At 28.1% G+C, this 26700-nt stretch carries 25 protein-coding genes; 4 read left to right on the forward strand and 21 right to left on the reverse strand.

The genetic code is table 11. The annotated features are described in order from the left end of the window. From BN3657_RS06810 to BN3657_RS06870, 13 genes are all read right to left on the reverse strand, one after another. Entirely contained in the window at positions 1-1665 is a 1665-nt protein-coding gene (locus BN3657_RS06810) for a phospho-sugar mutase (RefSeq protein WP_062552304.1), read from the reverse strand. Between the two features lie 2 nt (positions 1666-1667). Beyond that, positions 1668-2138, reverse strand: a complete 471-nt coding sequence (ybaK, locus tag BN3657_RS06815) for a Cys-tRNA(Pro) deacylase (RefSeq protein WP_062552305.1) — start codon at positions 2136-2138, stop codon at positions 1668-1670. A 132-nt stretch (positions 2139-2270) separates the two neighbouring features. Continuing rightward, the gene (locus BN3657_RS06820; protein WP_062552306.1) at positions 2271-2984 is read right to left on the reverse strand and encodes an aminotransferase class IV; all 714 of its coding nucleotides are present in this window, start codon (positions 2982-2984) and stop codon (positions 2271-2273) included. Continuing rightward, positions 2968-3756 carry a 3-deoxy-7-phosphoheptulonate synthase gene (aroF, locus tag BN3657_RS06825; RefSeq protein WP_062552307.1) on the reverse strand — a complete coding sequence of 263 codons (789 nt, stop codon included), beginning with the start codon at positions 3754-3756 and terminating at the stop codon, positions 2968-2970. Before aroF ends, BN3657_RS06820 begins: the two co-directional genes overlap by 17 nt. A 1-nt stretch (position 3757) precedes the next feature. Beyond that, entirely contained in the window at positions 3758-5773 is a 2016-nt protein-coding gene (gene pabB / locus BN3657_RS06830; RefSeq protein WP_082676834.1) for an aminodeoxychorismate synthase component I, read from the reverse strand. Then, positions 5770-6210 (reverse strand): type II 3-dehydroquinate dehydratase, encoded by a 441-nt coding sequence (gene aroQ / locus BN3657_RS06835; protein ID WP_062552309.1) that lies wholly within the window; start codon positions 6208-6210, stop codon positions 5770-5772. The genes pabB and aroQ overlap by 4 nt, the downstream gene beginning before the upstream one ends. Beyond that, positions 6191-7702 carry a shikimate kinase gene (locus BN3657_RS06840; protein ID WP_062552310.1) on the reverse strand — a complete coding sequence of 504 codons (1512 nt, stop codon included), beginning with the start codon at positions 7700-7702 and terminating at the stop codon, positions 6191-6193. Before BN3657_RS06840 ends, aroQ begins: the two co-directional genes overlap by 20 nt. Next, complete coding sequence (aroC, locus tag BN3657_RS06845; RefSeq protein WP_019138341.1) at positions 7699-8784, reverse strand: chorismate synthase; 1086 nt, start codon at positions 8782-8784, stop codon at positions 7699-7701. Before aroC ends, BN3657_RS06840 begins: the two co-directional genes overlap by 4 nt. Then, complete coding sequence (locus BN3657_RS06850) at positions 8774-10012, reverse strand: 3-phosphoshikimate 1-carboxyvinyltransferase (RefSeq protein WP_230204194.1); 1239 nt, start codon at positions 10010-10012, stop codon at positions 8774-8776. Before BN3657_RS06850 ends, aroC begins: the two co-directional genes overlap by 11 nt. Beyond that, a complete protein-coding gene (aroB, locus tag BN3657_RS06855) occupies positions 10002-11045 on the reverse strand; it encodes a 3-dehydroquinate synthase (RefSeq protein ID WP_062552312.1) in 1044 nt (347 codons plus the stop codon). The genes BN3657_RS06850 and aroB overlap by 11 nt, the downstream gene beginning before the upstream one ends. Positions 11046-11193: 148 nt before the next feature. Next, positions 11194-11985 (reverse strand): metal ABC transporter permease, encoded by a 792-nt coding sequence (locus tag BN3657_RS06860; RefSeq protein WP_062552313.1) that lies wholly within the window; start codon positions 11983-11985, stop codon positions 11194-11196. Next, positions 11985-12644 carry a metal ABC transporter ATP-binding protein gene (locus BN3657_RS06865; RefSeq protein WP_062552314.1) on the reverse strand — a complete coding sequence of 220 codons (660 nt, stop codon included), beginning with the start codon at positions 12642-12644 and terminating at the stop codon, positions 11985-11987. Before BN3657_RS06865 ends, BN3657_RS06860 begins: the two co-directional genes overlap by 1 nt. Continuing rightward, positions 12644-13690, reverse strand: a complete 1047-nt coding sequence (locus BN3657_RS06870) for a metal ABC transporter substrate-binding protein (protein ID WP_062552315.1) — start codon at positions 13688-13690, stop codon at positions 12644-12646. Before BN3657_RS06870 ends, BN3657_RS06865 begins: the two co-directional genes overlap by 1 nt. 120 nt (positions 13691-13810) lie before the next feature. Here BN3657_RS06870 and BN3657_RS06875 point away from each other — a divergent pair, with 120 nt between their 5' ends. Continuing rightward, the gene (locus BN3657_RS06875; RefSeq protein WP_062552316.1) at positions 13811-14224 is read left to right on the forward strand and encodes a Fur family transcriptional regulator; all 414 of its coding nucleotides are present in this window, start codon (positions 13811-13813) and stop codon (positions 14222-14224) included. Positions 14225-14416: 192 nt separating this feature from the next. Here BN3657_RS06875 and BN3657_RS06880 read toward each other — a convergent pair whose 3' ends face one another. The 5 genes from BN3657_RS06880 to dnaX all read right to left on the reverse strand — a co-directional run bounded on the left by BN3657_RS06880 (position 14417) and on the right by dnaX (position 20530). Further along, complete coding sequence (locus BN3657_RS06880) at positions 14417-15718, reverse strand: Na+/H+ antiporter NhaC family protein (protein ID WP_019138346.1); 1302 nt, start codon at positions 15716-15718, stop codon at positions 14417-14419. A 154-nt stretch (positions 15719-15872) separates the two neighbouring features. Further along, the gene (gene ftsH / locus BN3657_RS06885) at positions 15873-17771 is read right to left on the reverse strand and encodes an ATP-dependent zinc metalloprotease FtsH (protein WP_062552317.1); all 1899 of its coding nucleotides are present in this window, start codon (positions 17769-17771) and stop codon (positions 15873-15875) included. Positions 17772-17827: 56 nt separating this feature from the next. After that, positions 17828-18430: a recombination mediator RecR gene (recR, locus tag BN3657_RS06890; protein WP_062552318.1), complete on the reverse strand. Its 603-nt coding sequence runs from the start codon at positions 18428-18430 to the stop codon at positions 17828-17830. 1 nt (position 18431) lies between these two features. Continuing rightward, positions 18432-18773, reverse strand: coding sequence for a YbaB/EbfC family nucleoid-associated protein (locus tag BN3657_RS06895; RefSeq protein ID WP_019138349.1), 342 nt, complete (start codon positions 18771-18773; stop codon positions 18432-18434). Between the two features lie 8 nt (positions 18774-18781). Then, positions 18782-20530 (reverse strand): DNA polymerase III subunit gamma/tau, encoded by a 1749-nt coding sequence (gene dnaX / locus BN3657_RS06900; protein ID WP_062552319.1) that lies wholly within the window; start codon positions 20528-20530, stop codon positions 18782-18784. A 185-nt stretch (positions 20531-20715) separates the two neighbouring features. Here dnaX and BN3657_RS06905 point away from each other — a divergent pair, with 185 nt between their 5' ends. Next, the gene (locus tag BN3657_RS06905) at positions 20716-20997 is read left to right on the forward strand and encodes a hypothetical protein (protein WP_062552320.1); all 282 of its coding nucleotides are present in this window, start codon (positions 20716-20718) and stop codon (positions 20995-20997) included. 167 nt (positions 20998-21164) lie between these two features. After that, positions 21165-22958, forward strand: coding sequence for a zinc ribbon domain-containing protein (locus tag BN3657_RS06910; RefSeq protein WP_230204195.1), 1794 nt, complete (start codon positions 21165-21167; stop codon positions 22956-22958). A gap of 79 nt (positions 22959-23037) precedes the next feature. On the opposite strand, the gene BN3657_RS06915 is transcribed toward BN3657_RS06910, so the two are convergent. Then, positions 23038-23703, reverse strand: a complete 666-nt coding sequence (locus BN3657_RS06915; RefSeq protein ID WP_062552321.1) for a hypothetical protein — start codon at positions 23701-23703, stop codon at positions 23038-23040. Positions 23704-24135: 432 nt separating this feature from the next. On the opposite strand from BN3657_RS06915, the gene gltS reads away from it, so the two are divergent. Next, positions 24136-25368, forward strand: coding sequence for a sodium/glutamate symporter (gene gltS / locus BN3657_RS06920; RefSeq protein WP_062552322.1), 1233 nt, complete (start codon positions 24136-24138; stop codon positions 25366-25368). 93 nt (positions 25369-25461) lie between these two features. On the opposite strand, the gene BN3657_RS06925 is transcribed toward gltS, so the two are convergent. Continuing rightward, the gene (locus BN3657_RS06925) at positions 25462-26052 is read right to left on the reverse strand and encodes a DUF3793 family protein (protein ID WP_062552323.1); all 591 of its coding nucleotides are present in this window, start codon (positions 26050-26052) and stop codon (positions 25462-25464) included. Then, positions 26052-26480 carry a flavodoxin gene (locus tag BN3657_RS06930; protein WP_062552324.1) on the reverse strand — a complete coding sequence of 143 codons (429 nt, stop codon included), beginning with the start codon at positions 26478-26480 and terminating at the stop codon, positions 26052-26054. The genes BN3657_RS06925 and BN3657_RS06930 overlap by 1 nt, the downstream gene beginning before the upstream one ends. Positions 26481-26700: the final 220 nt, after the last annotated feature.

Consider the following 26700-nt stretch of genomic DNA (forward strand, 5'->3'; position numbering starts at 1 on the left):
TCACCTACTTGTTTGGATTTTATCCATAATCTCTTCTTTCATCAATTTAATTCTTTCTTCCGCATCTATTTTACTATCGGATACAGCATAGGCATATATTTTTAATTTTGGTTCTGTCCCTGAAGGTCTAAGTGCAAACCAATTTTGTTCATCAAAGTAGAATTTTAAAAGATCTTGAGGTTTTTCTGAGTTATTTATAAAATCTTCTTTTCTTATTAAATCTCCTATTTTTTCAAAAGAATCAATTTGTCTAAAACTATCCATAATTTTTTTCATTATTGATTTTCCGTCTTTACCTTCAAAGTAAACTGAATCAAGATATTCTTCATAATATCCATATTTTTTATATATTTCTTCTAAATAATCTTTTAATTTTAAATTTCTTTTTTTAAGATATCCAGCTAGTTCAGCTATAATCATTGAAGTCCCAACAGCATCTTTATCCCTTATATTATTTCCAATAACATAACCAATTGATTCTTCATAGCCAAAGACAAAGTCTTTTTCATGATTTTCATCCCAAATATTAGGCATATTACAAATATTTTTAAAACCTGTTAGTGTTTCAAAAACATCAACACCATAATCTTTTGCTATTTTTTTTATTAAATCTGCAGTAACAACTGTTTTTACAATAGCTGGATTATCAAATTTTTTGTGAGCTTCTCTTTCTAAAATAAAGTATCCTAGAATAAAACCCATTTGATTTCCTGTAATTCTTAAAACTTCATCATCCATTTCAAGAACTGCAACTCTATCAGAATCAGGGTCTGTTGCAATAATTATATCCGCATCTTCTTTTTTTGCTAGTTTGATTGCTTTGTCAAAAGCCCTTATATCTTCTGGATTTGGATTTGTAACATTTTTAAAATCTCCATCAGGATTTTCTTGCTCAGCTACTACAAAAACATTTTTAAATCCACGCATATCTAATATATTTCTTACGTATTTATTTCCACAACCGCTCAAAGGTGTGTACACAATTTTTATGTCCTTATCTATATCATCAGTTAAAGAAATTTTTAAAATATCCTTGTAGAAAGACTTAATTACACCTTCTCCAAGAAATTTTATATTTTTATAATTAGATAATTTTTTTAATGTCTTAAAGTCATAGTCCAAAATATTAATTTTTTGTGATCTTTCTTCTATTTCATCTGCAATATCTGATAAAATTTGAGATCCTTTTTCCCAGTAAAGTTTAAAACCATTGTAATTTTTTGGATTATGCGAAGCTGTAATCATTATTCCTGAAATAGTTTTTAAATATCTAATTGAGTAAGCTAAAAGTGGAGTTGGACAAATTCCTGAAAATAAATAAACCTTAATTCCATTTTCAGCTAAAATTTTTGCAGTTAAAATGGAAAATTCGTAGGATTCATGTCTTATGTCACGACCAATAACTACACCCTTATTTGCCGCATCTTCTCCAAGATTTTTTATAAAATTAGCTAGAGCAAGAGCAGTCTTAGAAACAGTCAAATAATTCATTCTATTTGTGCCTGGTCCAAGAATACCACGAAGACCTGCTGTCCCAAATTCTAAATTTTTATAAAAACTATCTTCAATTTCTTCTTCATTGTCTTTCATTTTTTCAAGTTCTATTTTTAATTTTTCATTAACATTTTCGCTTTCCAGCCATTCATTATAGATATCTTTATACATACTTACTCCTTTTTTATATCTGAAAATTCTCCATCTATTAGAGAAACTAATTCTTTAGGATTTAATTTTATTTGCATCCCAACTTTTCCACCACTTATATAAAAAAAGTTAAGATCTTCTGCCGAAGAATCAATATATGTTTTGAATTCTTTCTTCATTCCAACAGGTGAACATCCTCCATGAACATATCCTGTCAAAGGTAAAAGTTTTTTTTGAGGAATCATTTCAATTTTTTTTGAATTAGATGCCCTTGCAGCTTTTTTTAAATCTAATTCACTAGATACAGGTACAACAAAAACGAAATTTTCACCCTCTTTAGATTCTGTCACTAAGGTCTTAAAAACTTTGTCTTTATTTTCGCCTAGCTTTTCTGCCACATCTGTTCCAGATATTCCATCCTTAGTTGAATATTCGATAATTTCAAAATCTATATTTTCACTTTTAAGTATTCTCATTGCATTTGTCTTTTTCATAAAATCACCTTTTCATCTATATTAATTTTACAACAAAAAAATCTTTTCTTCATCTTTTTAAAAATATATTTTATTTTATTAATTTTTAAAAAAACAAATAAAAAAAGACTGGAAATTCCCAGCCTAATTATCTTAAAAACCAATATTTTTTAAATCTTTTTCAATCTTTAATTTAATCCTTTGATTATTAAAAATATTATCATCTATTGCTAATACAGATCTTACGCCCATAAGAGAATTTGAAATAAATACTTCATCAAAATCCTTGATTTCACTATTAGATATTACTTTTTCACGTATCTTGTAATTATTTATTAAATAATCTCTCATAGTACCCTTTAATAATCCAGAAGAAAGTGTTGGAGTAAAAATTTCATCATCTTTAACAAAAAATATATTTGCAAAGGAAGTTTCTGCCACTTCCTCTCTCTCATTTAAAAATAAAGCAGAATCAAAACCCTTAGATATAGCCCACCTGTGTTCTAAAATATTTTCATAATAAGAAAGACTTTTGTGATATATCATTTTCGAAGTTGAATTTCTTCTGACAGGTGAAATTTTTAATTTAAAAAGCTTATCTTCATTTCTATAATTATCTTCTCTAGAAGATAGAATAAAATTTTTATCAGAAACTATTATTTTAAGAGCAAAATTATCTTCATCCGCATTTTTTATATAAGAAATAATTTTTTCTTCATCTATCTCTTTTGTAATTCCAAAAAAATCCAAACTATTCTTTAGTCTTTTTAAATGAGCGTCAAGAAAAAGTGCTTTTCTATCAACAACTTTAATTGTCTCAAAAGCTCCCTTCCCAAAAGAGAAACCATCATCAAATTCTATTTTCATTAAAATCCTCTACATATTTTGCTATCTTTTCATAAGTCTCATAAGAAATAGTTTGTGCAGCATCACTTTTTGCTTCATCTGGATTTGGATGGACTTCAATCATAACACCATCAAGTCCAAGAGCAAGAGTTGCTCTAACCATAGGTTCAATTAATTCTCTTTTACCAGTTCCATGACTTGGATCGACAATTACTGGATAGCCAGTTTTTTCTTTAATCATATAAGCTCCAGCTAAATCAAGAGTATTTCTCATTTCTGTTTCAAAAGTTCTTATGCCTCTTTCACAAAATATTATATTTTTATTACCTTCAACTTCAATATATTTTGCTGCCATTTCCCATTCTTTTAAAGTTGCAGAAAATCCTCTCTTTAAAATTACTGGTTTATTTGTTTTGCCAACTTTTTTTAGTAAGGCATAGTTATACATATTTCTTGATCCAATTTGAAAAACATCTATATAATCTTTAATTAATTCAACATGATCTTCACTTAAAACTTCAGTGACGATAGGTAGATTTGTTTCCTCTGATGCTTCCTTTAAATATTTAACTGCATCAAACCCTATACCTTGAAAATCGAAGGGACTCGTCCTAGGTTTAAAGGCACCACCCCTTAATATATCAAGACCTATATTTTTAAGATCCTTTGCTTCATTTACTATATGTTCTCTTGATTCAATTGAACATGGACCCGCAATTAAAATAGGATTACCATCACCAAGATTAATATTTCTAATTTTCACGATTTTATTCTTACTTAATTTTTCTATCATTTTAATTTTTGCTTCCCTCAATATATATTTCGTCGAAATTGTTATAGTAAGATTGAAGTGCAAGAAGTGAACCCTTTGCTTTTAAAACAATTTCATCAAATTCTTCCTCTTCATCCGATAAAAGTATAATTGCTCCTCCAACTCCTATACTAGCTTTATCTTTTTCAATTAAAGCTGTTCTTATAACAATGTTAAAATCCATAGTGGAATTATTTGATATATATCCAATAGTTCCTGAATAAACACCTCTAGGATAAGTTTCTAGCTCATCAATTATTTCAAGAGTTCTCTTTTTTGGAGCACCTGTCATAGAACCACCAGGAAAAGTTTTTTCAAGAACATCTATTATATCGACATCATCTCTAATTTTACCTGAAACTGTAGTTACAAGTTGATGCAAAGTTTTATAGGTTTCTACATCCATTAATTTTGGAACATTAACTGAACCAATTTCACAAAATTTTCCAAGATCATTTCTTAAAAGGTCTACTATCATTAAATTTTCTGATTTTGTTTTTTCTTCACTTCTAAGTTCTTCAATTAGCTTTCTATCCTCTTCTTCAGACTCTCCTCTTTTAATGGTACCCTTAATTGGTTTCGTTGAGACAATTTTATTTTTATCAACTTTTAAAAATCTTTCCATAGATGAAGATGCTATTTTTAAATCTTCAAAAGGTAGAAAGGCACTGTACTGTCCAGGACTTTTCTCTCTGAGTTCCATATAATACTTCTTTCCATCTAATTTGTCAAAGATATCTAATCTATTTGTAAGACAAACTTCATAAGTTTCTCCTGCACAAATTAATTCTTTTATCTTTTTTATATCATCTATATAAGTTTTTTTGTCTTTTTCAAATTTTAATTTTGGAAATTCTTTTTTTGTTTTTTCTTCTATATTATTTTCAAAATCTTCATCTATAATTTTTTTAATATTTTCTATCCAATCTATATCGTCTTTGTAAGATAAAATATAAACTTTCATTTCCATGTGATCATAAACTATTGCTCTATCACAATATTTTAAATAGGAGTCAGGATATGGATAAGAGTGTTTATTTTTCACTTTTTCTGTATCTTTTTTTAATTCATATCCAAAATATCCAATGTAACCCAGCTGAAAATCAAAGGGTAATTCTTCATTATAAGGCCACTTTATTCTATTATTCTTTAAAAAATTAAAAATATCTTCGTTAAATGTTTCTTTTTTATTTTGTGATAAATAAATTTTTTCAACAATTTTATCATCGACATTATATTTTAGAATATGCTCTCTTTTTTCACTTTGAAGTCCAAAAATTGAAAACCTAGATAGCCCTTCTTCAATTTTACTGCTATCAAGCCAAATAGTTTTATCATCATATGCGTATAATTTTTCATATAAGACTGATGTATCAAGATTTTTATCAATTATTTCAAAATAAAGTTTATTTTCCTCATAAAAATCCCTGGTAATATTTATAAAATTTTGAATTAATTTTTCTCCATATTCACTAGCTATAGATTCTGGATGAAATTGTAAGCCATATATTGGTTTTTTCTTATGAGAAATACCCATTACAATGCCATCCTTTGTTCTTGCATCAATAGAAATATTTGGAAGTTCCTTATTTTCACATGTTAAAGAATGGTATCTTGTAACTTTAAAATTATTTTCAATTCCTAAAAAAAGATTTTTTCCATTGTGAACTACTTCACTTTGTCTTCCGTGCATAGGTTCTTCAGCTCTAAGCACTTTTCCACCATTATAAAAATAAATTCCTTGATGACCGAGACAAATCCCAAGAATTGGTTTGTTCAGTTTTTCTATAACTTCCTTGCAAACACCAAAATCTTTTTCCTTATCTGGACTTCCAGGTCCAGGAGAAATAATAACATTATCAAATTCTAAGTCTAAAATTTCTTCAAAAGTCAACTCATCATTTTTTATTACAATAGGTTCTATTCCACTAACTTTTCCTATGAGTTGAAAAAGATTGTAAGTATAAGAATCGTAATTATCTATTAATAGTGATCTCATTTCTGCTCCTTTAAATAATTTTTTAAGTATATAATCGCCTTTTCGTATCCAGAAATTCCGTAACCTTCAAAGGACTTTATGGCAAATTTTCTAATAAAATTAACCTGTCTAAAATCTTCACGCTCTGAAAGTTTTGATATATGAACCTCTACCGTAGGTATATTAACGGCTTTTAAAGCATCAAGTATTGCAACACTTGTGTGTGTATAAGCGGCAGGATTTATAACTATACCATCAAAATTCCTATAAGCATTTTGAATTATATCAACAATATCTCCTTCATGATTTGATTGAAATTCTTCTAATTCTATATTTTCTTTACTTGCAAGTTTATCAATTCTTTCTAATAGAGTTTCATAATTTTCACTGCCATAAATATTAACTTCTCTAATTCCAAGCATATTTATATTTGGACCATTAATCACTAAAATTTTCATAATTTTCAACTTCCTTTAAAATTAACTCTAGATTTTTATCTTTATCTTCTATAACTTTTATTCTAATATTTGATAGATCTTCATAGATTTTATGTCTTTCACAATATAATCTTTTTAAATTGTCTAAATTTTTTGAAAGTGGTCTTCCTTCTGTTTCTAAATTTTTCAAATCTCTGTCAAGATAAACAACTAGAGAATTTTGTAGAATTAAATCTCTATTTTCTTCTCTTAGAACTGTTCCTCCACCAGTAGCAATTACTAGACCTGTTTCTTTACTAATCTTAGAAAGGATTTTAGATTCTAAATCTCTAAAATATTCTTCATCATTTTTTTCAAATATTTCAGGAATTTTTTTATTTTCACATTCTTCTATAAGTTGATCTGTGTCCAAAAATTTTCTATTTAGCTTTTCAGCCAAGGCTTTAGCCATTGTAGTTTTGCCACTTGAAGGCATACCAATAAATACTATATTTGTCATGTCAAATTTTAATTTATCGTAAATTTTATCAATTAAATTTTCATCTAACTTTTCATCTAAGAAAAACTTTGCGGCATAAAAGGCTTGAGCAACTAACATCAAAAGACCTGACATAGTTTTAATCTTTAATTTTTTTGCATCTAAAATCAATTTTGTATTAAGAGGATTGTAAATTAAATCTATTACTCCTTCAAGTTTATTAAAATTTTCCAAATTAATTTTTGATTCCATATTATTGGGATACATCCCTATAGGAGTTGCATTTATTATTAAATTATAATCATAAAATTTTTCGATATTATTGTAATTATTTTCTCCAGACCTACTAATAACTACAAAATCTTTTACATGCTTATCAAGAAGAAGTTTTTGTAGCATCTTACTGGCACCACCACTACCTAATATTAAAACGTTTTTATTTTTTAAATTTATGCCAAATTTACTTATGCTATAGTTAAATCCAAGATAATCTGTATTGTAACCTATAAGCTTTCCATTCCTATTAACAATTGTATTTACAGCTCCAATTTCTTTTGCTAGATTATCTACTTCATCTAAATATTTCATTGAAATTTCTTTATAAGGAATAGTGACATTTATACCTTTAAAAATTCTATGCTTAAAAAAGCTCCTAAGTTCATTTTCATCTATATTACGTAAATAATAGTCATATCTTGATAAAAAATCGTGAATTTCTTTAGATTTGCTATGAGATAAACTTTTTCCAATTAAACCATATTTAAAATTTTCATTTTTTATTTTTGAAGTTAATTTTTTACTCTCTTTAAAAATTTCACTGTAAATAGGTTCAACTATGTTTTTAAATTCTGGATTAATTGATTTTTCTAATTTTTCAATGATAAATTTTTCACGATTCTTATCTTCTATATTTAAATTATTTTTTAACTTATAGCTACCTACTTCTTTTACGATTTCCATCCTATTCTCTAATAGAGATATAATCTTAGAATCTATTTCATCCAAAATTTTTCTATCTTCCCTAAGATCTCTCATCTTTCACCTTCCATTACTAAATCAAGGATAGCTATTGCTGTTATCATTTCAATAGCAACAAGGGCCCTTGGTACTATTGTAGGATCGTGTCTTCCTACAATTTTTAATTTTTCGTTTGTCCCTTTTTTAAGAGATACTGTGTCTTGAATTTTACCAATGGAACTTGTTGGCTTAATTGCCGTTCTAAATACAATTGGCATAGAAGTTGAAAGTCCTCCTATTATTCCCCCGTGATTATTTGACTTTGTTTTTATAAGACCATCTTCATAATAATATTCATCATTATGATCACTTCCTAGCATATTTGAAGATTCAAATCCGCTTCCAAATTCTATTCCTTTTATCCCTGGAACCGAAAAAACTGCATGAGAAATAACCGATTCAATTGAGTCAAAAAATGGTTCTCCAATTCCAACTGGCATATTTAAAATGTAGCTTTCTACAATTCCACCAATAGAATTTTCTTCCTTTTTAACTTTTAAGATTTCTTCTTTCATTTTTTCTCTTACATCTTCATCTATCACTGGAAAAAGTTGATTTTTAAAATTAGAAAAATTTTCTTCTTTTATATCTTCTAACTTTAAATCAAAATCCTCTATTCCACCTAGTTTTTTAATTCTAGAAAAAATTTTTATTCCTCTCTTATCAAGCAGGTCTTCTGCAATTGAGCCTGCTATTACAATAGGTGCAGTCATTCTTCCAGAAAACTGTCCACCGCCTCTTATATCGTTGTTGGAAGAAAATTTAACGTAAGCAGGATAATCAGCATGTGATGGTCTGGGAAGATCTCTTAAATTTTCATAATCCTCACTTTTTTGATCTTTATTTTCTATAATACATGTTAAGGGTGCTCCACAAGTAATATTGTTAACTTCCCCACTAACAATTTTAAAAGAATCTAATTCATTCCTTGATGTAGAAAACTCATTTTTCCCAGGTCTTCTTCTGTCTAAATTTTTTTCTATTAATTCTCTATTTATTTTATAACCAGCTTTTATTCCATCAATTACAATTCCAATCTCTTTAGAATGTGATTGACCAAATAAAGTTACTTTAAAATTTTTTCCAAAACTATAGGACATGACAAACACCTCCAAGAGATTCAAAATCTTCATAAAAATTTTTATAAGATTTTTTTACACACTCACTATCTAAAATTGTAATAGGGCCATCTGCAAAAGTAGCGGCAATAGCAGCTGACATGGCAATCCTGTGATCATTATAAGAATGAATTTCACAACTTTTAAAACTTCTAACTCCTTTGAAAGAAAAAGAATCTTCATAAACTTGGCTTTCTACTCCCAAATTTCTTAGCATATCAAGTGTAGATTTTACTCTGTCACTTTCTTTCAACTTTAATCTCTTAGTATTTATTATATTAATTTCTTTAGCATAAAGAGCTGATAATATTGCCAATATTGGAATAGAATCAGGAATATCTTTGGCATCGATTGTAATTTTATCCTTTGCTTCTTTGTTCTTTACAAATTTATAATCTTTTTTTGAGATATTTTCTAAACCCAGTTCACAAAAATATTTCAGAGATTTTTTATCAGCTTGAATTGAATTTTTATTTAGTCCAAGCACTTCTACTCCTGCTGCCAAAAAGAATAAGGCATTACTCCAGTCTTTTTCTACAATATAATTTTGACTATATAATTTTCCAGAACATTTAAAAGAATTATTTACTTTTTCTATTTTTGCTCCAAATTTTTCCATTACATCAATAGTCATTTGAATATATGATTTTGATTCAATATCCGTAGTAAGTTCAATATTATAATCTGAATCAGAACTTGCTGAAGCCAGCATAAGACCAGATATAAACTGAGAACTTATATTTGCAGTAAGCTTAAAGTTAAAATCCCTTAATTTACCATTTACAAATATTTTTTCATTTTTTTCTTCTATAGAGACTCCATGTTTTGGAAATAAATCAAAATAAACTTCATTTGTTCTTGAAATCAAGCTTCCTCTTCTTATTATTTCAGCATCAATACCCAAGCCTGCAACTATTGGCAAAATAAACCTCAAACTTGTCCCACTTTCACCTACATCTATAGAAACATTTTTATTAAACTTCTTTGGGGCTTTAATGTAAAATTTACTATCTTTTTTTTTGACTGAAACACCTAAAGACTTTATACAATTTAAGGAACTTTCAATGTCTTTAGACAAATCCTCAATTTCTAAAATAGATTCTCCTTCTGACAAGGCAGCACAAAAAATTGCTCTATGAGCATAAGATTTTGAACTTATTCCTAAAATTTGACCACTTAATTTTTTATTTTCAATAACTCTATTCATCATCTTTCCCTAATTCAATTAATTTTCTGAGTTCATTAAAATCCATCTTTTTATTAATAACTTCACCAATTTTTACAGGAATTATAACATTTATAAGATTGTTTTTTATTTTCTTATCGTGCTTTAAAATTTCTAATATTTCTTCTGTGTCAAAGTCATAATGAGTAGGCAATTTGTGATTTTCATAAGCACTAATTAAATCTTTATAAAAATTATCTTTAGCAAGACCCAATTTATAAGAAGCTCTTGCCATATATATAGTTCCTATTCCAATACTTTCACCATGATTTAATTTATAATTTGAAAGAGATTCAATACCGTGACCAATGGTGTGACCTAAGTTTAACTTTTGTCTTTTTCCCTTATCCCTTTCATCGTCTTTTACAAATTCTAGTTTTATATTTAGTGATTTATAAATAACTTTTTCGTAGTCTAAATCTTTTGAAGATTTTAAATAATCAAAAAAATCTTTATCTTTTAGAACCGAATATTTAAAAATTTCTGCAAGCCCATTATTTATATTTCTCTCGTCAAGGCTTTCTAAAAAACTGTAATCTATATGAACATATTTTGGAAAATAAAATGATCCTATTTGATTTTTTAAGTTCATAAAATTTATTCCATTTTTCCCACCAACAGATGAATCTATCATTGATAATAAAGTTGTTGGAACAGAAATAAAATCAATTCCTCTTAAATATGTTGATGCAACAAAACCTGATATATCTCCAACAACTCCGCCTCCAAAGGCTACAATCAAGTCACCTCTATTAAAATTATTTTCCAGTAAAAATTTATTTATATTTATATAATTTTCCATAGACTTAGATTTTTCACCAGCTGGAAATTTATAAATAAAATAATTTAAGCCATTCATAATCTTTTTTAATCTTTTTTCATAAAGATTAAAGACATTTTCATCAGTTATTACTAAAAACTTTGCTTCCTCATTTTTTAATAAATAATCCCTTAACTTTTTATCTTCTTTATATTCAATATCTATTTTATAATTATTTTCTTTAACTAGAATTTCCATAAAACACCTCTTAGTACCTATCATCTATCATAAAACAAAGATACTTATAAATAAAGAAGGACTTATATTTATTTCCCATTAAAAAATTTTTTTATCTTAAACAAATCAAAAATCAACATAAAAATAAGAGTGGGGAAAATCCTCACTCTTATTTTTTCTTTATTAATAAAATAATTGTTAGAGATATAACTCCAATTAATACAATTGCTCCCCCTGGTTTTAGTCCAAAGTAAAAAGATAAAACTAAACCTAGCATTGTAAAAATAAATCCAAAGCATGAAGCAAGAATTGTTGTCTTTAAATAACCCAATTTAAATTGCATTGCACACGCAACTGGCACAACCATAAGTGATGATATTATTAATATCCCAACTGTCCTTGCAGATACAGAAATTGTAACGGCAATTAGAATCATAAAAATCAAATTTATTCTCTCAACATTTACTCCAGATAATCTAGCTGATGATTCATCAAAGGATATATACATGAGCTCTGTAAATAAATAAGAAAATAAAATAAATACAAGAACTGCAACAACAAGTATTAAATAAAAATCCAATTCCGGTATTGCTATAATTGATCCAAATAAATATTCTTCAAAATTTGCACTTGTTTTTACAAAACCAGAAAAAAGTGATGCCAGTCCAATTCCTGTACTCATTAATATGGCAGAGGAAATTTCTTGATATCCTGGAAATTTAGTCCTGACATATTCAAGAAAAATCGACCCAATAACACATAGAATGAGTGCCCCAATAACTGGTGATGTGGAAGTAATAAGTCCAAGCATCACACCTGCAAGAGAGACGTGAGATAGGGCATCTCCAATTACTGATATTTTTTTATTTACAACAACTACTCCCATGCAAGGAATTATTATGGACAAAAATGCTCCAACTATAAGGGCCTTAATCATATATGAATATTGAAAAATTTCCATTACTTCACTTCCCTTATTTTTTTATCTTTTATTTCATAAACCTTATTTACATTGTTTTCAATTTCTTCAAGATTATGAGTTATCATCAAAATTGTTATATTATGTTTATTATTTATGTGACTTAGAAGATGGAATAAAGATTCCTTAGATTCCTTGTCAACTCCTGTCATTGGTTCATCAAGAATGAGAAATTCAGGTGTTGCAACTAGGGTTTTTGCAATTAAAATCCTCTGTCTCTGTCCTCCTGAAAGTTCTGTATATAACCTATCTTTGTATTTACTCATGCCAACTAAATTTAGGGCATTGTCAATTTTTTCTATTTGATAATCTTTTAATTTTCTAAATCCTCTATTACTTGGATAAAGAGCAAGAGACAACAATTCCTTTACTGTTATTGGAAATTCTAGGCTTGATGGCATGGAAAGTTGTGGTACATAGCCGACATTTTTAATTCCATTTTCTGTATAAAAAGAAACAGTGCCATAAAGAGGCTTTAGTTGATTTAAAATAAGTTTAACTAAAGTCGACTTTCCAGCACCATTAGAGCCAATAAGGGCGATGTAGTCGCCCCTAAAGACATCAAAATTTATATCATCTAAGATTAATTCATCGCTGTATTTAAAACTTAGATTTTTAATTTCTAACAATTTTTCCTTCACTATTTTAAAGCACCTACTAAATTTTCTAGATTTTTTTCCATGATGCTAAAATAATCTTCATTATTTTTAATTTGCTCTTCGCTTAGACCTTCAATTGGTGATAGTACTTTTACCTGGCACCCTGTTTCCTCTGCGATAATTTTTGAAACTTTTGGATCAATTAATTCTTCTGTAAAAATAGTTGTAATTTTATTTTCTTTGATGTATTTAATTATTTCAGCCATTTTTTTTGCATCTGGTTCAGTTTCTGCATTTACGCCTTTAACACCAATTTGAGTTAAAGAATAATCTTTACATAAATATCCATAAGCTTCATGACTAACTACAATTGTCTTATTTGGCAAATTATTTAAGTTTTCCATATATTTTGCATCAAGTTCATCTAACATTTTAGCATATTTTTGATAATTTGACTCATAATAATCTGCATTTTCTTTGTCAAGTTCTGCTAAGGCGTCCTTTATATTTTCCATTTCAATTTTTGCGTTCTTTGGTGAAATCCACACATGAGGATCCATTGGTCCATGATGGTGAGCTTCATGATTATGCTCTTCTTCATGATTGTGATTTTCTACTACTTCCTCGTGATCGTGGTTGTGGTTTTCTCCTGCTTCCTCGTGATTGTGGTTGTGATCATGTTCCTCATCTTCATGATTATGATTTGATTTTATAAGTTCCACTCCCTTAGATGCTTCAACAACTCTTAAGTCTTTGTTTGATAAAGAATCTATTACTTTATCAGTCCAAGATTCCAAACCTGCACCATTGTATATAAATAAATCAGCATTTTCCAAATTCTTAATTGCATTTGAATCTGGTTCCCAACCATGAGGTTCTGTACCCTGTGGCATAATCATTTCTACGTCAATTTTATCTCCTGCGATTTTTTTTGTAAAATCATACATGGGATAAACAGAAGCGTAAACCTTTAAATCACTTTCAGTATTTACTTCCTCTTTAGCATCTTCTGTATCAACTCCCTTTGAACAAGCTGATAATAAAACAATTCCAACTAATAAAAATAAAATCTTTTTTATATTTTTCATATTTCCTCCTAAACAATAATGATTTCTATTTGTTATTATAACAGAAATTTATATTTATGAAAGTAATTTTTTAAATTAAATAAATTTTGATATAATTGTTTATTGAAAGCAGGTGAAAATTTGAAAAGTTATGAAGAAATTTTAAGAAATAATAATTTAAAAGTTACTAAAGGAAGAATTGCTCTATTAGAACTTTTAAATGAATCCAATGTTCCCATGAACACAGAAGAAATTTTTGATTTAACAGATAAGGAATCTATTCCCAGCTTTACTTCCCTATACAGGATGTTAAATGAGCTATGTGACAAGGGAATTATAAGAAAAAATTTATATTCTAATGGACTCTTTTATTATGAATACGCTCAAACTGAACACAGACATTACATTGTTTGTAGTAAATGTGGAAAAGTATCTCCAATTAAAGAATGTCCAATATCTGACTTTGAAAAAATTGCTGAAGATGAAACTGGCTACAAAGTTGTTGGACATATTGTAGAGTTGAGAGGAATTTGTCCTGAGTGTCAAAATAAATAATTCCACTTTATGGAATAGTCTTCGTATTGCAAAATAATTCTTTACTTTTTATTTTTTAGAGTTATAATTAAATTAGTGAAATAATATTCAAGTTATTTTACTATCCTTTACTTATATTTCAAAAATAAAAGAGACTTACTGTACACCCCGCAGTAAGTCTCTTTTATTTTTTATTTCTTTTTAATATTTTTATTAAATTAAAGTTGTAACAAAACCACCAATTAATATTAATGGTATTCCATAGAAAGTAAATTGTGGAATACAAGTATCTTTTATGTGGTCATGTTGACCGTCAACAGAAAGTCCAGATGTTGGTCCAAGAGTTGTATCAGATGCTGGTGATCCTGCATCTCCACATACTGCTGCAATTGTAACAAGTAAAATTGTAGCTGGAACTGAATATCCAAGGCTCACTGCAATAGGAACATAGATAGCTGAAATAATTGGAACTGTACCAAATGATGTACCTATACCGAGTGTAATCATTAGACCAAGAAGAATCATAACATAAGAAGCTACAAGTTTTGAACCTCCAAGTAAAGATGTTGCAAATTGTACTAAATCATCAACTGCTCCTGTTTTTATAAGCACATTGGCGTAACCAGCTGCAATTAACATTACAAAAGCTATGAATCCCATCATACTAATACCACCATCTAACATTTTTTGTATGTCTTCCCATTTTATAACTCTAGTAACTACAATGAAGATAAGACCTACCAATGCACCTAGTGGAAGTGAATCTGTAAATATTTGTACTAAAACGGTTATTAGTCCTGATGAAAGAACTAAAATGTGTTTCTTTTCCAATTTGTCTGGAATATCTTTTACTTTTGAATCTTCTACATCTTTTTGTGAATAGTCTCTGTCTCTTGAGAAGAAGATCATTCCTCCTACAAGACCAATAAACATTATTGCTGCAACCATCCAGTTTGTTGTTATAACATCTTTTCTAACAATTGAAAGTCCTGATCTGTTAAAAGAATCTACTATAAGACCTTGAAATATTGCACCATATCCAACAGGTATTGCTATATATGGCGCCTTTAGACCAAAACCAAAGGAAACAGAAAGCATTTTCCTGTTCATTTTCATTTTATTCATATGTGAAAGTAGTGGCGGTATCAAAATTGGTATAAAGGCAATGTGAATTGGAATAATAGTTTCCGCTGCCATTGCAATTAAAATTATAATAACACAAAGAAGAATCTTGTTTTCTTTTACAAGTGATCCAATCTTTTTTGCCATTATATCTGCTGCACCAGTTTCTTGCATACAAAAAGCTAATGAACCAAGAAGTATATAACTAAGAGCTGTTTCGGCATTATTACCCATTCCTCCAATTAATAGCTCCATAGTATCTGAAATTCCTGCTCCCGAAATAAGTCCTGCACATATTGCTGAAATCATCAGCGAAAAAAATACAGGTACTTTCGCTAAACATAAAGCTGCCAAAATAATTACTGACAGCACAACTGCGTTTGAAAATATCATTTTCTCTTCCTTTCTTTTTAATTAATTCTTTACTCTACTATTATATTTTAATCTAAATTGAATAATAAAAAAAGACTTTTCTAAAAATAGAAAAATCTTTTTCCTTATCTATTATTAATTCTTAATACTTGTATAAATAACAAATTGTTAATAATTACGCCATTTCATCATTGTTATCACTAGACTCTTCATTAGCATTATCCAATGAAAACCTTTCTTTTTCTTCATATTTTTTTAAGATATCCATAAATTCTTCGCCTGATATCGTCTCTTGACGCAGTAAATATTCAGAAATAGCATGAAGTGCTTTTATATTTTCACGCAATATTTTTCTAGCTTCATTGTGTGCTTCATCAATAATTTTTTGAACAGCCTCATCAATTTCATATTGTGTTTGAGGTGAACATTGTAAAGAAGTATCTCCTCCAAGATATGCATTAGTCATTGATTCAAGAGCAACAAAACCAAATTCATCTGTCATGCCAAATCTTGTAACCATAGCTTTTGCAATTTTTGTCGCCTTTTCAATGTCGTTAGAAGCACCACTTGTTCTAATATTAAATATTAATTCTTCCGCAGATCTTCCACCTGTTAAAGTTACTATACTATTCAAAGCATCTTCCTTTGACATAAGGAATTTTTCTTCTTCATCTACTTGCATAGTATAACCTAAAGCTCCAGAAGTTCTTGGAATAATAGTGATTTTATGAACTGGTGCAGAATCTTTTTGCTTAGCGGCTACTAAAGCATGACCTACTTCGTGATAGGCTATAATTCTCTTTTCACGAGGAGATATAACTGCATTTTTCTTTTCATAACCTGCAAGAACAACTTCAACAGACTCTTCTAAATCTCTTTCACTCATTTTATCTCTACCTTCACGGACTGCTCTCAAGGCACCTTCGTTAACCATATTAGCAAGGTCCGCTCCACTAGCTCCTGCAGTTGCTCTAGCAATTTTTTCATAATCAATATTTTCTTCTTTTTTGATATTTTTTACATGAACTTTTAATATTTCAACTCTGCCCTTTAAATCAGGAAGTTCTACAGGAATTCTTCTATCAAATCTTCCTGGTCTTAATAAAGCTGGATCAAGAGAATCAGGTCTATTAGTTGCAGCTAAAATTACCACTCCAGCCTTTGCATCAAATCCATCCATTTCAGAAAGCAGTTGATTTAAAGTTTGTTCTCTTTCATCATTACCAGAAAAACCTGCTCCATCTCTTTTTTTACCAATTGTATCAATTTCATCAATAAATATAATACAAGGGGCTTTTTCAACTGCTTGTTTAAATAAATCTCTGACTTTAGCAGCACCAAGACCAACAAACATCTCTACAAAAGCTGATCCAGAAATAGAAAAGAATGGAACTCCTGCTTCACTAGCTACAGCTTTTGCTAGCAATGTTTTACCTGTTCCTGGAGGTCCTACTAATAAAGCACCTTTAGGAAGTTTTGCTCCTATCTCAGTGTATTTTTTTGGATTGTGTAAAAAATCCACTAGTTCAGATAAAGCCTCTTTTGCTTCATCTTGACCAGCAACATTTTCAAATTTAATTCCATCAGTGGATTCAACATAAATTTTTGCTCCACTTTTACCAAAATTCATTGGACCTACATCGCCCATTTTTTTAAATATAAATTTTGATAGGAATAACCAAAATGCTATAAAAATTGCAAAAGTTGCAACAGTAGATATTATAAATGAAAGTGCAGGATTCATTTCAGCTTTATAAACTTGTGCAGATTTTACATTATTATTAACAAGTCTATCAACTAAATTAGGGTCATACATCCTATTTGTTTCATATTTTATTTTCTTTCCATCTTTTTCAACTTCAAAGGCAATTGTTCTATCCCTAACTTCTGCCTTTTTTACTTCATTCCTCTTTACCATATTTACAAAGGAAACATAATCTATTTCTTTTATCTCTGAATCTTTATTTAATCTTGGTACAAGAAATATGGCAACTACATAAAATATTATTATCGCCAAGATTACATAAAGAATTGTGGGAATGAATTTATTAAAATTATTTTTTTTATTCGACAAAAATTTTCCCCCTTAATAGATGAGTAAAGAAAAAATTTGGGACTTAGTCCCAAAAATTAATCTAATCTTCTTCTATTTTCCATAGCTGTTTGAATAGTTATTTCATCATAAAACTCTAAATCTCCACCCACTGGAAGACCGTAACCTATTCTCGAAACTAGGATATCATAATCCTCTAGAATATTTTTTATATATCTAGCAGTTGCATCTCCATCAACTGTTGGATTAGTTGCTACAATTACTTCTTTTATATTACCCTTTTCGATTCTTTTAATTAGTTCTTTAACTGTTACATCTTCTGGAGTTTTACCCTTTAGAGGAGAAATTACCCCATGAAGAACGTGGTACTTTCCACGAAAACTAAGTGATCTTTCCATTGCATCCACATCTTTTGGACTTTCAACAACGCAAATAATTGAATCATCTCTATTTTTGTTTGAACAAATTTCACAAGGATCACTGTCAGCGTAATTCATACAAATTGAACATTCAACAGTATTATTCTTTGCAGAAATAAGAGCTTCTGCTAAATCCTTAACTTCTTTATCCTCAAGACCAATAATATAATACGCAAGCCTTTGAGCAGTTTTAGAACCAATACCAGGTAGGCGATTTAATCTCTTGATTAAGTCTTCTATAGGTCCTATTTCTTTATTCATATTATAGCCCCGGTATATTAAGACCGCCTGTAAATTTACCCATTTGTGAACTCATTTTGCTTTCAGCACTTCTCATAGCTTCATTAACTGCAGCAACAATTAGATCTTCAAGCATTTCCACATCATCAGGATCAACTGCATCTTTATCTAATTTAATAGAAATAAGTTCTTTATTTCCATTTACAGTAGCGCACACTGCTCCACCACCTGAAGTTGCAGAAATTTCCTCATTTGCTAAATTTTCTTGCATTTCTTCCATTTGTTTTTGAAGCTTTTCAATTTGCTTCATCATATTATTTCTTCCGCCTCCACCAGGGAAGCCATTAAATCCACCTCTAGCCATTTTTCCTCCTAAATATCTTCTATATTATTTTTTCCAAAAATTTCTTCTAACTTGTCTACTCCGTCTTTTTTTAATTTCATCCTTACTTCTATATTTGTATTATAAACATTATTAATTAAATCTCGTAAAATATTTTTATTATTTGGCATTACGCAGTAATCATAAAACAAGCTATCTTTTTCATCAAATACTAGCTCTAAAATATTGTCATGGAATTTTTCAGGTATAGCATGCTCAACAAAACCAGCATAACCTTTAGCTCCTCTAGATTCAAGTTCTCTTATTATCTTTGCCCAATCAGATTTAATTCTTTCAAGAGAAATATCTTGATTAGCTTTATTTCTATTTTCACTAGTATTATTTTCATCATTAATTATAGCAGATTGCCTTGATTTTTCAATTGAACTAGTTTTAGTATTTTTATTATTAGAAAGATTTTTTTTGTTTGACTCATAATTTAAATTATCTTGATTTAAGTTATCATTAGATGTGTTTAAATTTTCATTATTATTTCTATTTTTATTGTATCCCTCAAAATCCCTATTATCTTCATAAGAATTATTTAAATTATTGTCAATAGGATTATAATTAGAATTTTTTACAAGATTATTTCCAGAAAATCTTATATTATTTATTTTTTCTTCTAATAATTTAATTCTATTTTCTAAATTTTCTCCTGACCTTCTCTTGCAAATTTTTATTGCATTCATTTCAAATACAACTCTTTTATTATCTGAATACTTTATTTCAAGAGAAAGATCTTTTAATAGTTCAATTATAGACAATAAATCTTCAAGTTCTACTTTCCCAGCAAGTTCATTGAACTCCTTCATATAAGTTGTATAAACTATTTTTTTGGGATTTTTTAAAGTTTTAACCAAAAGAATATCTCTAAAGTGACTTAATATTTGAGAAGAAAGTGTATTAAAGTCCACTCCTTCTTTATAAATTTCATCTATTGTTAAAAGAGACTCGCTTATGTTTTTTTCTATAAGAGCTTTTGAAAATGAAAATAATAAATCCGAAGATGATATTCCCAGTACTTCCATGGCATCTTCTAATTTTATATGATCTTTATTTTTTGTTAAAAGCTGGTCAAGAACTGAAAGAGCATCTCTCATTGCACCATCTGCAGTTTTAGCAATTAATGTAAAAACTTCATCATCACAAGATTTTCCCTCTAATTCAGTAATTCTTTTTAAATTTTCTACTATATCATCTATGGAAATTCTCTTAAAATTAAATTTTTGAGATCTAGATAATATTGTAGCTGGTATTTTTTCAATCTCCGTCGTTGCTAAAATAAATATTAAATGTCTCGGTGGCTCTTCTAAAATTTTAAGAAGAGCGTTGAAGGCTCCTTTAGAAAGCATGTGAACTTCATCAATAATATAAACCTTGTATTTAAGAGACTGAGGAGGATATATTACTTTATCCTTCAATTCTCTAATATCGTCTACTCCATTGTTACTTGCTGCATCCATTTCAACAACATCTAAAACTGATTCACTTAAAATTTTTTTACAGTTTTCGCACTCGTTACATGGATTTCCATCTACTGGATTAAGACAATTTACCGCTCTTGATAAGATTTTTGCGGCAGAAGTCTTGCCAGTGCCCCTAGTTCCTTGAAATATATAAGCGTGACTAATTTCATTATTTCTAACTTGATTTTTTAAAGAAGCTACTACTGCTTCTTGTCCGTATAATTCATCAAAGGTCTTCGACCTGTATTTTCTATATAATGCTTTGTACATTCTCTCACCTTGTAATAATTATACATGAAATTTTACTATTATAAATTATTTTTAAATATTTATAATTGATTTTATTTTTATTCCAAAAATATTTAACAACATCTTCACATAGTTTTCACATGGCAAGTATAGTATATAGACAAATCAAAGAAACAAAATGTTTCAAATTAGGAGGATTTATTAAAATGAAAAATTTAAAGAAATTAGCAAGTGTTGGAATGATCTCTGTATTAATGTTAGGCATGGTAGCTTGCCAAGGCGCTAACAACAAAGCAGAAGAAGCTGCAAACGCTAAAAACAACGCTGTAGAAGAACAAGCTGAAGCTAACAAAGCTCAAGTAGAAGCTAACGCTAAAGAAGCTGAAGCTGAAGTAGAAGCTGAAGAAGAACAAGCTAAAGAAGAAATCAACGCTGAAAAAGAAGCAGCTACTACTAACGAAACTGCAACTGAAGAACAAGCAAAATAATTTAGCTTAACTTTTAAAGAAGCCTTTCGGGGCTTCTTTTTTTACATAAATTTAACTTATAAGTATTTTTTTTAATTATTAAAATTTTATATACTATAATTTGTTTTTAGTATATAAAAGATTAATCTAGATAAAAAAATATGTTATAATTAAAATTACAGAATTTTATGAAAGAAGGTGTTACATTGTTTTGTCCAAAATGCGGAAATCCAGTTTCTAAAGATGACAACTTTTGTGCTTCATGTGGCCACAACTTAAAAGACGTAAAAATAAATATTACACCAAATAAGAAAAGCTTTGAAGACACCAATAAGGTTAAAAAAGTTAGCGAGCACACTAGAGTTTTCAATCCAAGATCTCTAGATGCAATTGACACTACTGATGAACTTAAAAATATTATAGATGAAGTAGATAGAAAAATATCTAAAAATATTAAAGATTATGAAAATAATAATCTTCAATCAAAATCTACTATTAATGACGATAAAAAAATAAAAAATAAAAGCAAAGAAAGTTCAAATAATTCAAAAGTTGAAAAAAGAGGTCTTCTAAAAAAAGACACTTCTAAAACTTTAGATAAAAATGAAGAAAATAAAATAAACAACAATTTTTTTGATGACTTAGATGATAAATCTACTTCAAATCAAATGAGTCAAAAAGAACTTGTGAGAAGAGTCCAAGAAGAACTTAAAAAATCAAATTTTGATGAAGAAAATAAAAAGAAGACTTCATCAGATAAAAATAGAGATTCTAAGTCAACTTTAGATAATTCTTTTGAAAATTTTGACTATCAAAATAATGACAATAAATCTTCTAAAAAATTTTCCATTAAAGAAAAATGGAATAATTTTATAAGAGAAGATGACGATGAATTTTCGATTTTTGCTGATTTGAGAGATGATACAAAGAAAAAGGAAGATACTAGAAATCTAGAAATTAGTAAATCTGTTGAAGATACAGATAAAAGTTTCGAAAATACTCTTAGTACTCCAAAAATTGACATAGAAAATGCTATAAAAAAATCTGAAGAAGAAAAGAAAAAATCAAAAAAAGATTCTAAGATTTTTAATTCTAATTCCAAGTCAGATTTATCTAATCTTAATGATTTAAAAGTTTCTAATTCTGATAATAAGAACAAACTTAGCAAAAATAAAGAAGATTCTCTCAAAAAATCTTCAAAAACTGAAAATAAAATAGAATATGGCGAAAATAAAGAAAAAAATAAGCTTAAGGAGAAAGAAAATTTAAAGGAACTTTTCTCTTTTAATGATAAAGGTGAAAAACCTGTTAAAGATAAAGAAAAAGTTACTTCAAATGTTGAAAAATCTTTTGAAAAAAATATTTCACAAAAGGCAAATAAATTGGAGTCAAAAATATCAAATTCATCTCAAGGAATTGATAAGGCTTTAAATTTCATTGAAAAAATTACTGAAAAATTATCTGACTATATTGGATCTTTCGGTTCAAAAGAAAGTAAAATTGTGATAGCTACTGGAATCGTATTAAATGCAATAATGCTTTTTATTGGTAGCGGATCTTTTAAATTAATTTTAATACTATTTTTATTATTGAAATTAGTTTTTGATTATTTTGAATTTTATATTCCTCTTAATATAGCAACTGAAAGAGATAACATAGATACATCATATCCAGAAGTTAGAAAATACGCACTTATTAATTGGATAATTTGTAAATTAGTTCTATTTGTAGGATTTATAATTTCACCATTTGGCGGATTTTTTAAGTACAATATGTTACAAGCTCTAACTGCTATGCCTCTTGCTACTTTAATTCTCATTGGTCTTTCTCTTTTAATAGCAATTACTCTTTATAGAGATAGCTTTGTTGGAAGATCAAAAATTAATTTTATTGGTTGGTATGCAATAGCTTTTACACTTTTTGAACTTTTATTTAAAATGATTTGGTTCATTATTAATTTTATATTTGTAACACTATTCTGATAAATAATTAAACTTATTTTATATTTATACTCTAAAAGAGACCAGAAAAATATCTGGCCTCTTTTTCTTTTATATTAAATTAAATAAACTTTACTTCTTTAAATAAAATATATCCTTCGCCGTCTACAGAGATTCCGAAATAATTATCTTTAAAAGCTTTTCTTAAATCTTCTGTTTCGTCTGCATGTATCGTCCTTTCTCTACCAGTGAATTTTAAATTTAAGTCATCTGATTTTAATAAAATAAAACGATCGTAGCCTTCAGGAGAATATTCATCAGGATATTTTTTTCTTAAAGACACAAGCATGTAACCAGAATCTAAAGTGTTTTTATAAGATCTATAATTCTTTGGTGATATAGTTGACATCTTATTTGTAAATTTAGAATCGCTATATTTTTTTTCAAGTTTTTCTCTAGTTAAATTTTGAAGATTTCTTCCCCTATATTCCTTTAAAACAACAACTGTATCATTTACAATTACAGACTTTGGGTCTATATAAAAATCTACATCATTAGCTAAATTATCTTCTAAGTCGGGTACTTTTAAACTTCTATATGCTACAAGTTTATCTTCATCATAAACCCCAACAAAAGCTCCCCCACCGTCAATTAAATGTTCCAAATCATCTTTTGTATCGTGAGAAAATATTTCTTTATTTTCAATACCTTCATAAACTTCAGATGTCAGCTCGTAAATTTCATCTATATCTTCTTTTCCTAAAAATTTAAAAATTAATTTTTCCATAATATACCTCAATTAAAATATTTTTCAAAATAATATCTTTTTATTTATATACAACAATTAATATCATTTTATAATAATTTTTTAGAATAATCTACTTTAATTAGAAAATTAGTGTTCATAATTATCTTGATTTTATATGTCATTATAATATAATTTTTGATTTTTTTATTGTATATTTTTCTTATAAGAATTATATTTTCTCCATACAATTCAAACGATTTAAAATCATATTTTACTTTCTTTATAATTTTAAAATCGACTAAAAGCCTAGCATATTAAGATTTTAAACGATAAGTATAAATTACTTTTTTAAATTAAAAAGTTTAATATTTTTATTATTTATCAAGATAAATTATTGAATATATGGTAGGATTATGATAATATTTACTTAGATAAAATGTAAAATAAAATTTAATAATATAAGGAGGCAATATGGAATTTATCAGAGAAAATGGAATTCTTACAATTAATTTAGATTCTATCTTAACTTTGGCTCTTGCAGTAATTGTTCTATTAGTAGGTTATGGAATAAAGAACAAATCAGCATTCTTGAGAAAGTACTGTATACCTGCTCCTGTTGTTGGTGGATTTTTATTCATGTTTATCACTTTCATAGGTTATAAGACAAACTCTTTTAACTTTACATATGAAAATATTTTCCAATCTACTTTTATGTTGGCATTTTTCACAACTGTTGGACTTGGAGCAAATTTAAAAATACTAAAATCTGGTGGTAAACTCTTGATTATCTATTGGTTAGTTTGTGGATTTTGTTCCCTAGTACAAAATACAATAGGTATTGGTATTTCAAAAACTATTGGACTAGAACCAGCATATGGAATGCTCGCTTCCTCTATCTCGATGATAGGTGGACACGGCGCTGCTCTAAGTTATGGAAATACATTTGCTGAAATGGGTTATGCACAAGCACCTGTTGTTGGAGCTGCTGCAGCAACCTTTGGACTAATTTTTGGAGTTATTATTGGTGGTCCTCTTGGTAGAAGATTGATTGTTAAAAATGGTTTAAAAGCAAGTACAGAAGATGATTTTGATTCTTCAGCTCTTGATAATTTATTTAAAGAAGAAAAAGTTGATCTTACAAATTTAGATATTATTAAAAATGTTGCAGCTATAATTATTTCAATGGCTCTTGGTACTTTGGTTTCCAAATTCATAGGAAAGCTTATAGATATGCAATTCCCTGATTACGTTGGCGCCATGTTTATTGCTGTTATTTTAAGAAATATTAATGAAAAAGCACATTTCTATAGATTTGGTTCTAATTTAGTCGACGGCATTGGTGATGTAATGCTAAATCTTTATTTAGCTTTAGCACTTATGACATTAAAATTATGGGAACTTCAAGATTTAATGGGTGGAGTTCTGATAGTATTAATTTTCCAAGTAATCTTTATGTTGATTTATGCTTACTTTATAGTATTTAGAGTTTTAGGCAAAAATTATGATGCAGCTGTTATGTGTGCTGGACTTTGTGGCCACGGATTAGGTGCAACTCCTTCAGCAATAGTTAATATGACAGCAATCAATGAAGAGTATGGAATGAGTAGAAAAGCTATGATGATTGTTCCTATAGTTGGAGCATTTTTGGTAGATATAATATACCAACCAATAGTTTTGACATTTATAAAAACCTTTGTAAAATAGAATATTTGCATTTTATCTAGTAAAAAATACCAGGTTAATTAATTTATTAGCCTGGTATTTCTTTTGTCTTAATTATTTAATTTTTTATAAATTTTAAATCGTCCCATAATTTCTCAAGATATTTTTCATTTCAATAACCTTAACTTCGTCAAATTTTTTGAAAGCTTCTAAAGAACTTTTTTCATTATTAAAGCACTTCCAATATCCTGAGCATTTACAAAATCTTTTATCTTTTAATTGAAAATCAATAACATCTTTCAAGGGATAACCTAAAAATATACCTATTTCATGAGGGCATTTATTTATAAATCTAATTTTTAAAAAATTTAAATAATCTTTTACTGTTTTACATGAATTATAACCACATGAATTTAAATAATTAATTATTTTTTCTTGTGAAAGTTTCTTTATTAAGTTTTCAATTTTAAAAAAATAAACTAAGATGAAATCTTCTCCTTCTTTCAATTCAAAAAAATCTAGGCAAAGAGATTCTCTTATAAATAATCTATTTTTTATCCAATAATCTTTTAAAGGTCTTTTACCATTTCTAAAATTCATCATAGTTCCAAGTTTAAGATCTTTAAGAGTTGGAGCAACTGTAGATTTAATAAGTGCAAGTATATAATCAAAGTCTTTAAAATCGTCAATAAATTTTAAAAATTCAATTAAAACTTCTTTATACATTATGACCTCGCTAAGTCTCTTCCAAGAGCTTCACATTCCTCTATTGCTGCTTCATCAGGATTATCATAAGCGGCAAATCCATCTGCAATTAACCTAGCTCCAGTACCTTCAATTTCTTCTTGCCAAAGCTTCATCCATTCACCCTCTGCCCACTCATAGGATCCAAATAAAATGATATTTTTCCCAGATAAAAATGAATTTACCTTGTCCATAAATGGACGCATTTCAGTTTCTTCTAATTCTTCTGCACCCATAGCAGGGCAACCAAAAGCTATCCTATCGACATTTTTTACATCCTCTTCTGTAGCACTTGAAACTTGCAATAATTTTACTTCTGCTCCTTCCCTTTTAGCTCCTTTTACAATAGCTTCTGCCATTCTTTCAGTATTTCCAGTTCCAGACCAATAAATTACATTAATTTTTTTCATTTTTTTCTCCTTTTATTTTGATATTATTTATCTTTTATATTAAACTCTTTTTAATTTTTTAATTACAATAAATTATTGTAATTATTTAAATTAGCTATTAAAAATTGAAACATTAATATCGATAAATAAATATTTTTAGTTTTTTATTTCTAAACGTAAGAAATTAGCCATTTTCTTGTAAGAAATAAAAATTCATGATACCATTTTATTAGATAAAATG

The sequence above is a fragment of the Peptoniphilus phoceensis genome, from assembly GCF_001517665.2.
GTDB classification, from domain to species: Bacteria; Bacillota; Clostridia; order Tissierellales; family Peptoniphilaceae; genus Peptoniphilus_A; species Peptoniphilus_A timonensis.

Bases quoted from the DNA above. Each gene is read 5' to 3' on its own strand.
- aroB (WP_062552312.1), bottom strand. From the start codon at position 11,045: ATGGAAATTCTAGTTAAAGAAAATAATTATAAAATAGATATTGAATAT.
- BN3657_RS06895 (WP_019138349.1), bottom strand. From the start codon at position 18,773: ATGGCTAGAGGTGGATTTAATGGCTTCCCTGGTGGAGGCGGAAGAAAT.
- BN3657_RS06915 (WP_062552321.1), bottom strand. From the start codon at position 23,703: ATGGAAAAATTAATTTTTAAATTTTTAGGAAAAGAAGATATAGATGAA.
- aroQ (WP_062552309.1), bottom strand. From the start codon at position 6,210: ATGAAAATTTTAGTGATTAATGGTCCAAATATAAATATGCTTGGAATT.
- BN3657_RS06930 (WP_062552324.1), bottom strand. From the start codon at position 26,480: ATGAAAAAAATTAATGTAATTTATTGGTCTGGAACTGGAAATACTGAA.
- pabB (WP_082676834.1), bottom strand. From the start codon at position 5,773: ATGAGATCACTATTAATAGATAATTACGATTCTTATACTTACAATCTT.
- aroF (WP_062552307.1), bottom strand. From the start codon at position 3,756: ATGATAGAAAAATTAAGTAAGAATAAAATCGTGAAAATTAGAAATATT.
- BN3657_RS06820 (WP_062552306.1), bottom strand. From the start codon at position 2,984: ATGAAAATAGAATTTGATGATGGTTTCTCTTTTGGGAAGGGAGCTTTT.
- BN3657_RS06880 (WP_019138346.1), bottom strand. From the start codon at position 15,718: ATGATATTTTCAAACGCAGTTGTGCTGTCAGTAATTATTTTGGCAGCT.
- BN3657_RS06810 (WP_062552304.1), bottom strand. From the start codon at position 1,665: ATGTATAAAGATATCTATAATGAATGGCTGGAAAGCGAAAATGTTAAT.
- BN3657_RS06905 (WP_062552320.1), top strand. From the start codon at position 20,716: ATGAAAAATTTAAAGAAATTAGCAAGTGTTGGAATGATCTCTGTATTA.
- BN3657_RS06925 (WP_062552323.1), bottom strand. From the start codon at position 26,052: ATGTATAAAGAAGTTTTAATTGAATTTTTAAAATTTATTGACGATTTT.
- BN3657_RS06860 (WP_062552313.1), bottom strand. From the start codon at position 11,985: ATGGAAATTTTTCAATATTCATATATGATTAAGGCCCTTATAGTTGGA.
- gltS (WP_062552322.1), top strand. From the start codon at position 24,136: ATGGAATTTATCAGAGAAAATGGAATTCTTACAATTAATTTAGATTCT.
- BN3657_RS06840 (WP_062552310.1), bottom strand. From the start codon at position 7,702: ATGAGAGATCTTAGGGAAGATAGAAAAATTTTGGATGAAATAGATTCT.
- ybaK (WP_062552305.1), bottom strand. From the start codon at position 2,138: ATGAAAAAGACAAATGCAATGAGAATACTTAAAAGTGAAAATATAGAT.
- recR (WP_062552318.1), bottom strand. From the start codon at position 18,430: ATGAATAAAGAAATAGGACCTATAGAAGACTTAATCAAGAGATTAAAT.
- dnaX (WP_062552319.1), bottom strand. From the start codon at position 20,530: ATGTACAAAGCATTATATAGAAAATACAGGTCGAAGACCTTTGATGAA.
- BN3657_RS06850 (WP_230204194.1), bottom strand. From the start codon at position 10,012: ATGATGAATAGAGTTATTGAAAATAAAAAATTAAGTGGTCAAATTTTA.
- BN3657_RS06910 (WP_230204195.1), top strand. From the start codon at position 21,165: ATGAAAGAAGGTGTTACATTGTTTTGTCCAAAATGCGGAAATCCAGTT.
- BN3657_RS06870 (WP_062552315.1), bottom strand. From the start codon at position 13,690: ATGAAAAATATAAAAAAGATTTTATTTTTATTAGTTGGAATTGTTTTA.
- aroC (WP_019138341.1), bottom strand. From the start codon at position 8,784: ATGTCCTATAGTTTTGGAAAAAATTTTAAAGTAACTTTATTTGGTCAA.